Genomic DNA, 14,005 nt, shown 5'->3' with positions numbered 1-14,005 from the left:
GCGCGCCCTAGGCGATGAGCGCCCCCGCGAGCTCGCGGAACTGCCGCCGCGGGAACTCCCCGCCCCCGCCGAGCACCTGCAGCGCGACCTCGTCGGCGCCCGCCTCGACGTGGCGGCGCACCCCGGCGACGACGTCGTCGAGGGACCCCCACGCCACGAGCGCGTCCACGAGGCGGTCGCTGCCGCCGTGCAGGAGGTCGTCGTCGCCCCAGCCGAAGCGGCGCAGGTTGTTCGTGTAGTTCGGCAGCGCGAGGTAGACCGCCAGGTGCTCGCGCGCGGTCGCCCGGGCGCTGGCGGGGTCCTCGTCCAGCACGACGGCGGCCTCGGGCGCGAGCCACGAGCCGGCGCCCAGCGCCGCGCGGGCGGCGACGGTGTGCTCGACGGTCACGAAGTACGGGTGCGCACCGGCCGTGCGGTCGCGGGCCAGCTCGAGCATCCGCGGCCCCAGCGCGGCCAGCACGAGGCGGTCGGCCGGAACCCGGTCGCCGAGCGCGTCGAGGTACTCGACCGTGCGCGTGTACGGCTTCTCGTAGCGCTGCCCCTTCCCCTCGACGGCGGGGGCGTGCGAGTTGCCCAGGCCCAGCAGGAACCGGCCGGGGTGCTCGGCCTCGAAGCGCGCGAACGCCTCCGCGGACTGGTCGGGGCTCACCGTCCAGATGCTGGCGATGCCGCTGGCGACCCCCAGGGTCCGGGTGGCGTCCAGGAGCTGCCCGAACGCCGGCAGGATCCCGTCGCCGAACCCGCCGGAGAACCAGAGCCGGTGGTACCCGAGCTCCTCGACCTCGGCCGCCACCTCCCCGGCCTCGGCGACCCTCGACGGGTCCTGCCACGGTCCGCCGCCCCACAGGCTGATGACGCTCATGCCGTCGCCAACCGTGGTCCCGCCACTCCTGTTCCGCCCCCGCGCACCCCTGATCGGGCGAATGAGTTCACGCCCGGTCGCGTCGAAGCACAGGGGGCAAGCACAGGTGGGACGAACCGGTGGACGGCACCACCGACGAGGGACGGGGGACCATGGGCAGGCGCGCGGTGGCAGCCCTCGGCGTCCTGGCCGCCCTGAGCGTGGTCGTCGCGTTGCCCGGTGTGGCGCCGGGGACGGGCACCGCGCTCTCCCTCGTCGTGAACGCCGGCGCCTTCGCGCTGGCCGTCGTCGGGGTCCGCCGGCACCGGCCCGTGCTGCCGCAGGCGTGGGTGGCCGTCCTGGCCCTCCTGGCCACCGGGGTGGCCACGGCCGCGGCCTCGCTGCTGTCGCGGACGGGCGACGGCTCCACCCGGTGGAGCGTCGTCGCCGTGCAGGTCGTCGCGCTGGTCCTCGTCCCCTTCGTCGTGCGCACGCTGCGCCGCGGCGCCGGGTCGGACCGGCGGACGTGGCCCGACGTCGTGCTGACCGCCACCGCCGGCGCCCTCGTGGTGGCGCAGGTGCTGGGGATGCTGCGGGCGACCGGGCTCGCCGACGACCCCGCCGTGCTCATCGGGACCGCCGCCGACATCGTCCTGGCCATCGTGCTGCTGCGGATCCTCACCACCCGCACCGGGGTGGCCCCCGTCACGACCCTCGTCCTGCTCGCCGCGGGGGTGCTGCTGGCGATCGCGGCGCTCGGGACCGCGCGCGCGGACCTGCTGGACGGCAGCCGGCACCTGGTGCACGGCGTCCAGGGGCTGGCCATGGTCCTGCTGGCCGCGGCCGCCCTGCACCCGAGCATGCGGCTCTTCGGCACCCCCTGCGCCGGCGGCGTCCTGCGCGGGGACGGCCAGCGCCTGCTCAGCGTGCTGCCCGTGTTCTGCACCGTGCCGCTCCTGTGGCTGCTGGGCAGCGTCCACGTCCTGCCCGACGTGGCCGTCGAGGTCGTCGCCCCCAGCGGGTACGTCCTGGCGTGCGCGGGCGTCGGCTGGGCCGCGCTCTCGGTGCGGCGGGCCGAACGCAGCGCCGAGCGCGACCCGCTGACCGACCTCGTCAACCGCCGGGGACTGCCCCTGGCCGCCGAGGAACTGCGCCGCCGCCTCCACGGCCGCGACCTGCACCTGTGCCTCGTCGACCTCGACGACTTCAAGCAGATCAACGACACCCGCGGGCACGCCGTCGGCGACGCGCTGCTCGTCGAGGTCGCGGGCCGGCTGCGCCAGGCCGTCGGCCAGCACGGGGTCGTCTCGCGCACCGGGGGCGACGAGTTCATCGTCGTCGTGTGGACCCCGGAGGACCACGACGAGGGCCCGGCCGACCTGCTGCTGGAGGCCCTCGACGCACCGTTCGAGTTCCACCGGCTCCCCTACCGCGTCAGCGCCAGCATCGGGATCGCACCGCTGCGCGCGGGCGTCGCGTTCGAGGAGGCCCTCGTCGACGCCGACATCGCGATGTACGCGGCGAAGCAGGCCGGCAAGGGACGCGCGCTCGTGTACCGGCCACAGCTGCGGGAGAAGGTCCTCGGTGGACTGGTCATGCAGCAGGAACTGCGGTCGCTGCTGCTGCAGGGCGGTCACCGCGAGGACGTCGGGGAACTCGTCGTCGTCCACCAGCCCGTCGTGGACCTCGTCGACGGGGTGACTCCGCGCATCGTGGGCGTCGAGGCCCTCGTGCGCTGGGAGCACCCGCGGGCCGGCCTCCTCACCCCGGACCAGTTCCTCCAGCACGCCGAGGACGCCGGCCTGGGCGCCCGGCTCGACGAGCACGTCACCACCCGCGCGCTGCGCGACCTCGCGCACTGGGACGCGGCCGGCGTCGGTGGTCTGCACCTCGCCGTGAACCTCGGCATCGGCAGCCTGCACCGGCAGGGCATGGGCCGCTGGATCTCCGACCTCGCCGCCCGCCAGGGCATCGAACCCGGCCGGGTGCACCTGGAGATCACCGAGCACGAGGAGCTCCCCGACGACCCGCGCATCGCGGCGTCCCTGCGCGAGGTCGTCGCGGCGGGGTTCCACCTCGACCTCGACGACTTCGGGATCGGCTACACCTCGTTGTCCTACATGCGCCGGTTCCCGGTCTCGACGGTCAAGCTGGACCGCTCGCTGACGACCCTGGCGACCGGCGGCGACACGTCGCTGCTGGAGGGCATCGCCGCGCTGTGCCGCGCGCTGGACATGGACATCCTCGCCGAGGGGGTCGAACGTGCGGAGCAGGTGGCCCCCCTGCGGGCCCTGGGGGTGCGGCGGGCCCAGGGGCACCTCTTCGGCACCGCGATGGCCGCCGCCGACGTCCCCGGGTTCGTGCGCCGGACCGGTCTCGCGGCCGGTGACCCGGCTGGTGACTCGGCTGGGGACTCGGCGCTCGCGAGCTGAGGACCCCGCAGGTCGAGCTCGACACCGACCCGGGTCACGACGGTCGAGGTCACGACGATCAAGGTTCGGGCGGTGCCGGCCGATGCTTCCCGTGTGCCCGACCTCGACCTGCGCGACGGCCGTGTCGAGGCCGTCGGGTTCGGCGTCTTCGCGGCGCTGCACCTGCCCGGTCTCACCGTCGCGGCGCTCACGCACAGCGTCGCGGCCTTCCTGCCGGTCGCCGTGAGCATCCTGCTGTGGTCCACCCTCGCGGTCTCGGCCCTGCGGGCCGCCCGCCGGGGCCGCCGCGCCCCGCGGCTCCTCGTCACCGCCGCCCTCACCCTCGACGCCGGGGTCCTCACCCTCAGCGGTCTGACCCCGCCGCGACCGGGGAACGTGACGACGGCGTCGGTCGGGCTGCTCGCGCTGTGCGCCGCGGCCGCCCTCTTGACCCGCGTGCGGCACGTGCCGTTCGTCGTGCTCCCGGCCGCCGTGGGGCAGGCCGTCCTCCTGCACGCGGTCGACGGTGACGCCTCCACCCCGCGTCTGGTGGCCGACGTGGGCACCGTCGTCGCCGCCGGGGTCGCCACGACGGGCGTCATCGCCTGGCTCGAGCACGGTCGGCGCCGGGCGCTGCGCGAGGTGGCGCAGGCGGCCCGCACGGACGCGCTCACAGGACTGCTCAACCGGCGCGGCATGCAGGACGCGTGCGCGGTCCTGGACGGTCGGGGACTGTGCGCGGTGATCGTCGACGTCGACCACTTCAAGGGCGTCAACGACCGCCGCGGGCACGACGTCGGGGACGCGGTCCTCGTCGTCGTCGCCGACGCCCTGCGCGACGGCGCCCGCCCCGGTGACGTGCTCGTGCGCCTGGGGGGCGAGGAACTGGCGTGGATCGGCCGGTGGAGCGACGCGCGGACAGCGGCCCGGGACGCCGACCTGTTCCGCGGCCGCGTGGCGAAGGCGTCCGCGGAGGCCGGTGAACCCGTGACCGTCAGCGCCGGCGTGGCCGCCGCGGCTCCCGGCCCGCTCGACGTCCCGGCTCTCCTCACGCGCGCCGACGCGGCCCTCTACGCCGCGAAGGCGGCCGGCCGCGACCGCGTCGTCGTCGGGTGAGCGATCCCACACGCACCCGGGCGCCCGGTCCTACGACAGCCCGTCAGACTTGGGGGGACACCCCCGTCTCGAGGAGGACCCCCATGGCGTCCGGGCCGCTCGCCGCCCGCTGGTTCCGCGTCATCGCCACGTTCGAGGCGATCTCGTGGACCGCGCTGCTCATCGCGATGTTCCTGAAGTGGATCGTCAAGGCCCCCCACGAGGGTGGGGTCCCCGTCGTCGGGATGGTCCACGGCATCGGGTTCGTCGTCTACGTGCTGTCGACGCTGTGGGCGTACCGCACCCTGCACTGGACGTTCAAGACCCTCGTCGTCGGCGTGGTCGCGGGCTTCCCGCCCTTCGGCACCCTCGTCTTCGAGCGCTGGCTGGTCCGCCACGGCCTGCTCACCACGCGATCGCGTCGAAGCTCGACCGCAGCCGCCGCCCCTTCGCGGGGTTGACGGACTCCACCCGGGCGACCCGGCCCAGCAGGTGGGCGCGGAAGTCCGGGTGGCCGTCGCGGTTCTGACCGTCCGGTCCGTGCCGCACGCAGTTGTGCAGCGTGGCCTTGAGCCGGTCGAACTCCTCCCGCGGGACGTTGGGCCGCTCGTTGACGACCAGCCCCGTGACGACCTGCCGGGCACCGGACCCGCGGACCCGGGTCTTGGCCTCGTTGAGCCGGAACCCCTCGTCGGCGGCGATCCGGGCGACCGCGCGGTGCAGCCGGTCCGGGTCGAGCCCGTCGACGCTGGAGAACGTCAGGTCGTCGGCGTAGCGCGTGCACGTCGCGCCGAGGCTGCGGGCCAGACCCGCCAGCCGGCGGTCCAGACCCAGGGCGACGAGGTTCGCCAGCGCCGGTGACGTCGGGGCGCCCTGCGGCAGGTGGGCCCGGGACAGGTGGCGCCGCAGCCGGTGCCGCTCGTCGCCCGCGCCGCCCTCGGGCATCTCGCGCAGGACGGCCAGCGGCGTCACGTGCGTCGTCAGACCCGTCAGCAGGTGCGCGACCGGTTCGGGGTACCCCGTCTGCCGGAACACGCCGAACACGCGCCCGGCGGCGACGGAGGCGAAGAACCCCTCGAGGTCGAAGCGCACGACGGTCCGCGCCAGCACGTGGTCCCACGCGCCCGTCAGCGGGGAGCGACCGGGGACGAACCCGTGCGCCGCGTCGTGCACCGGGAACCGCGCGAGGACCTCGTGCAGCACCCGGCGCTGCAGCGCCTTCAACCGCGGCTGCGGCGCTTCGAGCAACCGCGGGGCACCCCGTTTCACCCGCCACGACGACCGGTAGTGGTGCAGCGGTCCGGCGGGGGCCCGCACCTGGCGGCGACGGACGTCGGCGAACCAGTCCAGCTCGCCGTCCTCGAGCTCGAGGAACGTGGCGAGGTCGCCGACGGTGTCGAGGGGCGGCACGCCCCACCGGTTGCGTCCCATCCCCGTCGTCGCGGTGGCCAGGTGCGCGACCCGCAACGGCTCCCCCGCCCGCGCGGCGGCGCTCCGTGCCTTGCCGTAGGCCTCGGACCCCACGACGCACGCCTGCAGGGCGCGGGGTTCGTCGACGGGGGGCCTGGGGAAGCGCTCGACGACGCGCTCGGCGAGCGGGCGGAGCCAGCCGGCGCGCGGCCGTCCCACCGCGCGCCGGCCGCGCAAGGCCAGGTCCTTCGCGGTCCACGGGCCGTCGAGGAAGGCCGCCACCAGCGCGGCGGCGACGGGGTCGGCCGGCTCGACCCAGCGGTCAGGCATGCGCGCGGTGACGCCGGACGACCTGTCCTGCTGTGCGGGATCTAGGGTGCGCGCAGCGCACGGAGGATCCTGCGGCGTGGTGCCGGACGTGACGTGCTGTCCCCGGGGTGACCCCGGAGCTGCTCGGGTGAGCCCTCTCGTCCCGGCGCCACCGCACGTGATCACCCTGGCACACGAGCGGCGGCGACGGGAGGGGATGGGCAGGATGACGGGGTGCTCCTCGCCGACGTCGTCGCCACCTCCCGCGCCGTGGCCGCCACCCGGGCGCGCACGCGCAAGGTCGCCGAGATCGCCGACCTGCTGCGGCGGCTCGACCCGACCGACCCCGCCGGGCTGGACCTGGCGGGGGTCGTGGCCAGCTACCTGGCCGGCAGCCTGCCGCAGCGCCGGACGGGCCTGGGCTGGCGGTCGATGGCGACCGCCCCGGCGCCGGCCGCCGCGCCCACGCTCGAGGTGCACGACGTCCACGCACGGTTCGACGCCATCGCGGCGCTGGCCGGGGCCGGGTCCAAGGGACGACGGGAGGCCGCCCTCGCCGACCTGCTCGGCCGGGCCACCGAGGAGGAGCAGCGCTGGCTGCGGGGAGTGGTCACCGGGGAACTGCGGCAGGGCGCCCTCGACGCGCTCGTGCAGGACGCCGCCGCGGCCGTCGCCGAGGTCCCGGCCGCGGACGTGCGGCGCGCCGCGATGCTCGCCGGCTCCACCACGGCCGCGGTCGTGGCCGCGCTGCGCGGCGGTGCGCAGGAGCTCGCGGGGTTCGGCCTCGAGGTCGGCCGGCCGTTGCTGCCCATGCTCGCCTCCAGTGCGACGACGGTCGCCGACGCCCTGGCGGGGCTCGGCGAGGGGCCCGGCGAGGGGCTCGTGGCCGTCGACACCAAGCTCGACGGGATCCGCGTCCAGGTGCACCGCCGCGAGGGGCGGGTGCGGATCGCCACGCGCACGCTGGAGGACATCACCGCCCGGCTGCCCGAGGTGGTCGAGGTCGTCGCGGCCCTGCCCGGGGGTGACGTCGTCCTCGACGGCGAGGCGCTCGCCCTCGACGAGGACGGCCGACCGAAGGCCTTCCAGGAGACGGCGTCCCGCACGGCGCAGTCGAGCGGGACGGTCGTCACCCCGTTCTTCTTCGACGTCCTGCACGCCGGCGGCCGGGACCTGCTCGACGTGCCGCTGCGGGAGCGGCTCGACGTCCTCGACGCGCTCGTCCCCGCACGGCACCGGGTGCCGCGCCTCGTGACCGCCGATCCGCGGGCCGCGACGGAGTTCGCCGAGCAGGCCGTCGCGGCCGGCCACGAGGGCGTCGTCGTCAAGGACCTGAGCTCCCCCTACGCCGCCGGCCGGCGCGGCGGGGCGTGGGTCAAGGTCAAACCAGTCCACACGCTCGACCTCGTCGTGCTCGCCGTCGAACGCGGTTCCGGCCGTCGCTCGGGGTGGCTGTCGAACATCCACCTCGGGGCGCGCGACGAGGAGACGGGCGGGTTCGTCATGCTCGGCAAGACGTTCAAGGGCATGACGGACGAGGTGCTGGCCTGGCAGACACAACGGTTCCGGGAGCTGGCGACGGGCCCCGCGGACGAGGACGCGTACGTCGTGCGCGTCCGCCCCGAACAGGTCGTGGAGATCGCGTTCGACGGCCTGCAACGGTCCACCCGCTACCCCGGGGGGCTCGCCCTCCGGTTCGCGCGCGTCGTGCGCTACCGCGACGACAAGACCGCCGCGGAGGCCGACACGATCGAGACCGTCAGAGGTATCGCGTCGGGTCGAAGTCGGCCAGCGGGATGATCCGGACGCGGGGCAGCACGACGTTGAAGGCGCGGACGTCCTCCTCGAGGTCGAACACCTTGAGGCCGCGTTCGGCGAGCCCGGCGTACTGGGAGTTCATGAACTCCTTGAACCCGACCATGCCGACGAGCCGGTCGCCCGTCAGCAGCCGGTCGACCTGCGGCAGGAAGTCGACGTCGTGCGAGCCGAGCAGGACGTCACCGTCGCGGTCGACGAGCGCGTCCAGCGTGCGCTGGATGCCGATGTCGACGACCTTCTCCCCCGGCGCGCCCGCGAGCGGGATCGGCTGGTAGCCCAGGGCCAGCAACGCCTGGACGAAGGACATCGGCAGGTGGCCGCTGGAGGCGTTGAGGAAGAACAGCCCCTTGGCGGGCTGCTGGAACGTGGTGCGCGCGAAGTTGAGCAGCCGCTCCCAGCGCGGCCGCTGCTCGGGCCCGGGGCGGCCGTCGAGGATCGAGGCCCCCAGTGTCGCGTCGATGTTCTCGCCGTCGACGACGACGTAGGTCGTCCGCTGCCCGTCAGTCACCACAGCGCGAGGCTATTCCATCGGGGCCGCCTCAAGCCGACCCCCCGAGAGGTCGATCCTCCCCGGGTGACCGCACGTCCTCCCGCCGTCCGCGCCGTCGACCTCTCGGCGGTCCCCCTGCAGCAGACGCTCACGGCGCTGCTCGCCGAGCGCGAAGCGGTGCTCGTCGTCGACGGTGCGAGCGGGGTCGTCCTGCACGCCTGCCCCCGCGCCGTCGAGCTCGTCGGCTCGAGCCTGGAGGCCCTCACGGGCCGCTCGCTGGCCGAGCTGTTCACCGTCCCCCACGGCGGGGACGTCGCCGAACTGCTGGGCGACCGCAGCCAGGGCCTGGAGGCTCTCGTCACGGGGGTCGAGGGCGAGCGCTGGGTGCGCTGCACGTCCCGCCGCATCGACGGGACGACCGCGACCCTGGTGCTGCTCGCGGACGTCACCAGCGCGCGGGCGGAGCTGTGGGACCTGCGCAGCAAGTCGCGGGCCGTGGAGCGTTCCCAGGTCGTGGTGGAGCTGTCCCCCGAGGGGGTCGTGCTGCGGGCCAACGACACCGCCCTCGACCTGCTGGGCTACGAGGCCGACGACGTCGTGGGCCAGCACCACCGCCTGTTCTGCGACCCCGCCTACGCGGCGAGCCCGGAGTACGTCGCCTTCTGGCGGCGGCTGCGCGCGGGCAGCACCGAGGCCGGCGAGTTCACCCGGTACGGCGCCCGCGGCCAGGAGGTCCGGATCCGCGCGACCTACAACCCCGTCTTCGGCGCGGACGGCAAGGTCGTCAAGGTCATCAAGTACGCCTACGACGTGACCGGGAGCGCCCGGCGCGCGGTCGAACTCGAGGGTCGCGTCGCGGCCATGGACCGCTCCCAGGCCGTCATCGAGTTCGCCCTCGACGGCACCGTGACCGCGGCGAACCAGAACTTCCTGGCCCTGCTCGGCTACACCGAGGCCGAGGTCGTGGGTCAGCACCACCGGTTGTTCGTCGACCCGACCGACGCGGCGTCCCCGGAGTACCAGCGCTTCTGGGAGAAGCTGGGGCGCGGGAACTTCGACGAGGGCACCTACCGGCGCATCACCAAGTCGGGTTCGGACGTCTTCATCCAGGCGACCTACAACCCCATCCTCGACCCCGAGGGTCGGCCGTTGAAGGTCGTCAAGTACGCCGTCGACGTCACCCGGAACACCGTCGAGAACGCCGAGTACGCCTCCCGCGTTCAGGCCGTCGACCGCGCCCAGGCCGTCATCGAGTTCGACCTCGAGGGCAACGTCCTCACCGCGAACGAGAACTTCCTGCGGACCATGGGGTACTCGCTGAAGGAGCTGCAGGGCCAGCACCACAGCCTCTTCTGCTCCGCGGAGTACCGCGTGTCGGCCGAGTACCGGGACTTCTGGTTGCGGCTGCGCAAGGGCGACTTCATCGCCGGACGGTTCCACCGCGTCGGGAAGTTCGACCGCGACGTGTGGATCCAGGCCACCTACAACCCCGTCTTCGACCTGCGCGGCCGCCCGTTCAAGGTCATCAAGTACGCCTACGACGTCACCGCGCAGGCCCAGCTCGAGCAGCTCATCACCGCCAAGAGCGGGGAGATGTCCGAGACCGTGGCCGAACTGTCGCACTCCATCGACTCCATCGCCACGAACGCCGTGCAGGCCCGGGACCTCGCGGCCCGGACGCACGGCGACGCCCAGACCGGTTTCGAGGCGTTGAAGAGCTCGATGGCCGCGATCGAGCTCATCCGCCGGTCGTCGGGGTCGATCGCGGAGATCGTCCGCGTCATCACCGAGATCGCCGCGCAGACGAACCTGCTCGCCTTCAACGCCTCCATCGAGGCCGCACGGGCCGGCGAGCACGGCGTCGGGTTCTCCGTCGTGGCCGGTGAGGTGCGCAAGCTCGCGGAGCGCTCGTCCACCGCGGCCGGGCAGATCGCCGAACTCATCGCCGAGTCCGAGACGCGGGTCACCGAGGGCGCCGAGGTCTCCCGCGCCGCGCAGGAGGCGTTCGAGAACATCGTCGCGAGCGTGGCGCAGACGTCGGAGTCGATCTCGACCATCGCCGGGGCGACCCAGCTCCAGCAGGACACCTCCGCCGTCGTCCGCGCGCTCATCGCCGACCTGGCGGCCCGGACCAACGCGGAGTCGTGACGTGTCGGTGGACCCTGCGGTGGACCCTGCCGTGGACCCTGCCGTGGACCCTGCCGTGCACTCTGCCGTGAACGCCTCGGCGGAGCGCGCGCTGCCCGTCGGGTTGCTGCGCGTGCAGAAGGCGCTCGTGGCATTGCCGGTGGACGTGCTGCGCGAGGTGGTGCCGGTCCCCGACCGCTTCGACGCGCTGCCCACCGCGGCCCCGGGCCTCGTGGGCGCGCTGCTGCTGCGCGAAACGGTGCTGCCGGTCCTGGACCTGGCCGCCCTGAGCGGGACGGGGACCTGCGGTTCCTCCCTGCCCACCGCCACGGGTGTCGTCGTGCTCGTGCACGACGGTCGGGCTCTCGGCCTGCTGGTCGACAGCGTCCACGACGTCGTCGCCCTCCCCACCGGTTCCCTGCAACCGGTCGCGGACGACGGGCCGCGGCTGTTCACGGCCACGTTCGTGCGCCCGGGCACCGGGGAGATCGGCAGCCTGCTGGACCCTGCGGCCGTCCTCGGGGTCCCCGGGGTGCTCGCGATGACGGTCGCCGCGACGGAGGGCGTACCGGACGGCGGGGGCGGTGCCGGGGGCGGGAGCGGCACTGGGCTCGACCCCGCGCACCTCGTCGTGCGCTGCACCTCGGCCGGCGGGGCCGGCGACGTCCTGCTGGCGGTCGACGTCGCCGACGTGCAGACCACGTTGCCGTCCCTGACCCCGCAGCCCTCACAGCTCGCCTCGGGCGCCTGCCTCGGCGTCACCGACCACGGCGACGTGCGGTTGCCCGTCGTCGACCCGTTGGCGCTGCTGGGGTTGCCCGCGGCGGACCCCGCCTCGTCCTGGCAGGCGCTCCTGGTGCGCTCCGAGCGCGGGCTGCTGGCGCTGGTGTTCACCGAGGCCCTGGACATCGTCCGGGTGCCCGCGTCGGCCCGGTCGGCGGCGCCACCCTCGCGCGGGTTGGCGGCCGCCGTCGTGCGGGGCGTGGCCCGGTTGCCGCAGGGGCCGGCGTTCGTCCTCGACGTCCCCGCGCTGCTCGCCGACCCCGAGGTCAGCGCGCTGACGTCGCTCAACACCGGACCCGGCACCGCCGCGGCGGGGACCACCCGCGGGACGGAGCCGACCGCGCTCCCCCGGCTGGACCCCGTCGTGCTCTTCCGAGCGCGCGGGACGGTGACGGCACCCCTGGCCCAGGTCGACGGTGTCGTGCCGTTCCCCGCCGCCCCCGTGCCGTGGATCGGGGGCCGGTCCGGCCTCGGGGCGCTCGTCACCGACCAGGACGTGGTCCCGCTGCTCGACCTCGCCGAGCTCCTCGGGCGCGGGCGCCTGGCCGACCCCGCCGCGGGGGTCGTCCTGCTCGTGCGACCGCCGGGTGGCGATCCGGACGGGCCACCCCGGCGCGTCGGGCTGGTCGTCGAAGGACTGTCCGACATCGAGCGACCGGTGTGGCGGGAGGACCTCGGCGAGGCGGCGGCCGAGGAGCGCGCCCCCCTCGTGCGGACGGGTTCGGCCACGGGTCCGTTGCTGGCGTGTGTGGACCTGCACGTGCTCGCCGAACCCTTCGTCCGGGTGACGGCTCTCGCCACGTCCCCCTCTCGGGGGTCGGAGTTGTGGCACGCTGTAACCCGTGATTGAGCAGTCGGTGGAAGCAACCGCCCCCCGTCGTGGACGTCCGCCCGCATCCTCCCGCGAGGAGATCGAGACGGTGGCCATCGAGCTCTTCCTGCGGAAGGGGTTCGAGGAGACGACGCTGGCGGAGATCACCGCTGCGGCCGGCGTGAGCAAGACGAGCTTCTTCCGCTACTTCCCCTCCAAGGGGTCGATCATCTGGTGGCGCTTCGACGAGTTCACGGCAGGTTTCGCCGAAGCGCTCGGCTCCACCGTGGACTCCGAGGGCGCCACGATGGACCTCGTCCGCGCGGGCGTTGTCACTGCGCTGGAACGGGTCATCGACGACGAAGGGCTCTGGATGCAGCGCGTCCGCGTCCTCTTCGAGTCCACCGAACTGCGCTCCGGGGAGTCCGAGCAGTGGGCCACCTGGCGCGACCAGGTCGCCACGTTCGTGGCCCGGAGACACGGTTTCGCGGCCGGTGACGTGGCCCCGCAGAGCATCGCGGGGGCCGTCCACGGCGGGTACGTGGCCATGTTGCGCCGGTGGCTGGACGTGCCGAACCCCGACCGCAGCGTCCTGGGCCAGCTGGACGAGGAACTGCTCCCGCTGACCCGGGTGCTGCAGAGCTGGCTCGCCGGCTCCTGCGCCTGAGGAAAACCACAGCAGTTTCCTAGATCCCCGACTTCTAGACCGAACGGGGTTCTGCAACGATGGAAGTTCCTGGGAACGTCACCAGAAGAGCACGCAGCGTTCTCTGCTAGAACTCCCGCGGGGTCACCGCGAGAGCAGGACGGCGACCTCGACGTGCGGGGTGTGGGGGAACATGTCGAGGACCCGCGCCCGCACGGGGCGCAGGGACGGCATGGCCCGCAGGTCCGTCGCGAGGGTCTCCGGGTTGCAGCTGGAGTAGACGACGTGCTGCACGCCGGAGCGCTCGAGCCATCCCGCGAGGTCCTCGCCGATCCCGCGACGGGGTGGGTTCACGACGACGAGGTCGGGCACCTGCACCGACGCGAGGGCGAAGGCCGTGGCGTCGCCGGCCGCGAACTCGACCCCGGGGACACCGCGGGCGGCCAGCCGTGCGCTCTCGACGGCCTCCTCGCTCACCTCGATCCCGACGACGTGGCGGCCGGGGGCGGCGACGTGGAGGGCGAAACCGCCCACCCCGCAGTACAGGTCCCAGACCGTCGAGGGCGCCACCTCCTCGACCCACTCCCGGACCTGGGCGTAGAGGGCGGTCGCGACGTCGGTGTTGGTCTGGAAGAAGCTGCGGGGCCGCAGGTCGAGCTCGACCCGCCCCAGCGGCATGGGCAGCGTCGTCCGCTCGGTGAGCGCGACCTCCACCTCGCCTTCCAGGACGGCCTTGTGCTCGGGGAGGAGGTTGGCCGTGACCACGCGGATCCGGGGGGCCTCCTGGAGCAGCCGTGGGAGGTGCTCGCGCAGCCGCGGCAGCGCACGGTCGGACCGCAGCACGAAGCGCACCATGAGCTCCCCCGTGGGTGACTCGGTGACGAGCACGTGCTTCAGCTCGCCGCGGCGGCGCGGGACGTCGTAGGGCGTGAGCCCGGCCCGCGTCGCGAAGCGCGCGAGCTGCGGCAGCACGGCGCGGATGCCCGCGGCGACGACGGGACACTCCCGCAGGTCCACGCCCCGACCACCGGCGTCGAGGATGCCGAGGGTGGGGCGGTCGACGGTGCCACCGACGACCATCTTGGCCTTGTTGCGGTAGCCGTCCTCACGACTGCGGACGGTGGGCAGCCACTGCAGGTCCGGGGCAGCCCCGAGCAGCTCGGCGCAGCGCTCCTCCTTGCCGCGCACCTGGTCGGCGTAGGGAAGCTCGAGGAGGGTGCAGGAGCGGCAGGCGTGGGCGTCGAAGTACGAGCACTGCATGGCG

General features: G+C 74.2%; 11 protein-coding genes. 7 read left to right on the top strand and 4 right to left on the bottom strand.

Annotated elements, in window-relative coordinates:
- Window positions 1–7: 7 nt before the first annotated feature.
- Window positions 8–862 (bottom strand): LLM class F420-dependent oxidoreductase, encoded by an 855-nt coding sequence (locus tag AB0637_RS05625; RefSeq protein WP_366170190.1) that lies wholly within the window; start codon window positions 860–862, stop codon window positions 8–10.
- Between the two features lie 119 nt (window positions 863–981).
- Between AB0637_RS05625 and AB0637_RS05620 the strand changes: the two genes are divergently transcribed.
- The 3 genes from AB0637_RS05620 to AB0637_RS05610 all read left to right on the top strand — a co-directional run bounded on the left by AB0637_RS05620 (window position 982) and on the right by AB0637_RS05610 (window position 4,808).
- Window positions 982–3,273, top strand: a complete 2,292-nt coding sequence (locus AB0637_RS05620; RefSeq protein WP_366170189.1) for a bifunctional diguanylate cyclase/phosphodiesterase — start codon at window positions 982–984, stop codon at window positions 3,271–3,273.
- 93 nt (window positions 3,274–3,366) lie between these two features.
- The gene (locus AB0637_RS05615; protein WP_366170188.1) at window positions 3,367–4,368 is read left to right on the top strand and encodes a GGDEF domain-containing protein; all 1,002 of its coding nucleotides are present in this window, start codon (window positions 3,367–3,369) and stop codon (window positions 4,366–4,368) included.
- A gap of 83 nt (window positions 4,369–4,451) precedes the next feature.
- Window positions 4,452–4,808 carry a DUF3817 domain-containing protein gene (locus AB0637_RS05610; protein WP_366170187.1) on the top strand — a complete coding sequence of 119 codons (357 nt, stop codon included), beginning with the start codon at window positions 4,452–4,454 and terminating at the stop codon, window positions 4,806–4,808.
- Here the strand turns inward: AB0637_RS05610 and AB0637_RS05605 are convergent.
- Window positions 4,753–6,087, bottom strand: coding sequence for a reverse transcriptase family protein (locus AB0637_RS05605; RefSeq protein ID WP_366170186.1), 1,335 nt, complete (start codon window positions 6,085–6,087; stop codon window positions 4,753–4,755). The genes AB0637_RS05610 and AB0637_RS05605 overlap by 56 nt on opposite strands.
- 213 nt (window positions 6,088–6,300) lie before the next feature.
- On the opposite strand from AB0637_RS05605, the gene AB0637_RS05600 reads away from it, so the two are divergent.
- Complete coding sequence (locus AB0637_RS05600) at window positions 6,301–7,866, top strand: ATP-dependent DNA ligase (RefSeq protein WP_366170185.1); 1,566 nt, start codon at window positions 6,301–6,303, stop codon at window positions 7,864–7,866.
- Here the strand turns inward: AB0637_RS05600 and AB0637_RS05595 are convergent.
- The gene (locus tag AB0637_RS05595) at window positions 7,826–8,395 is read right to left on the bottom strand and encodes a nuclease (protein WP_366170184.1); all 570 of its coding nucleotides are present in this window, start codon (window positions 8,393–8,395) and stop codon (window positions 7,826–7,828) included. The genes AB0637_RS05600 and AB0637_RS05595 overlap by 41 nt on opposite strands.
- Before the next feature lie 63 nt (window positions 8,396–8,458).
- On the opposite strand from AB0637_RS05595, the gene AB0637_RS05590 reads away from it, so the two are divergent.
- The 3 genes from AB0637_RS05590 (at window position 8,459) to AB0637_RS05580 (ending at window position 12,762) form a co-directional block, all read left to right on the top strand.
- The gene (locus AB0637_RS05590) at window positions 8,459–10,522 is read left to right on the top strand and encodes a PAS domain-containing protein (RefSeq protein ID WP_366170183.1); all 2,064 of its coding nucleotides are present in this window, start codon (window positions 8,459–8,461) and stop codon (window positions 10,520–10,522) included.
- 55 nt (window positions 10,523–10,577) lie between these two features.
- Window positions 10,578–12,134, top strand: a complete 1,557-nt coding sequence (locus AB0637_RS05585) for a chemotaxis protein CheW (protein WP_366170182.1) — start codon at window positions 10,578–10,580, stop codon at window positions 12,132–12,134.
- Between the two features lie 70 nt (window positions 12,135–12,204).
- Entirely contained in the window at window positions 12,205–12,762 is a 558-nt protein-coding gene (locus AB0637_RS05580) for a TetR family transcriptional regulator (protein ID WP_366170181.1), read from the top strand.
- Window positions 12,763–12,885: 123 nt separating this feature from the next.
- Here the strand turns inward: AB0637_RS05580 and rlmC are convergent, their stop codons facing one another.
- Window positions 12,886–14,001, bottom strand: a complete 1,116-nt coding sequence (gene rlmC / locus AB0637_RS05575; protein WP_366170180.1) for a 23S rRNA (uracil(747)-C(5))-methyltransferase RlmC — start codon at window positions 13,999–14,001, stop codon at window positions 12,886–12,888.
- Between the last annotated feature and the right edge of the window lie 4 nt (window positions 14,002–14,005).

It is taken from the genome of Kineococcus sp. NPDC059986 (assembly GCF_040702905.1).
GTDB lineage: Bacteria > Actinomycetota > Actinomycetes > Actinomycetales > Kineococcaceae > Kineococcus.
The sequence above is the reverse complement of the archived record's forward strand: the minus strand, read 5'-3'. Positions and strand labels throughout refer to the sequence as shown.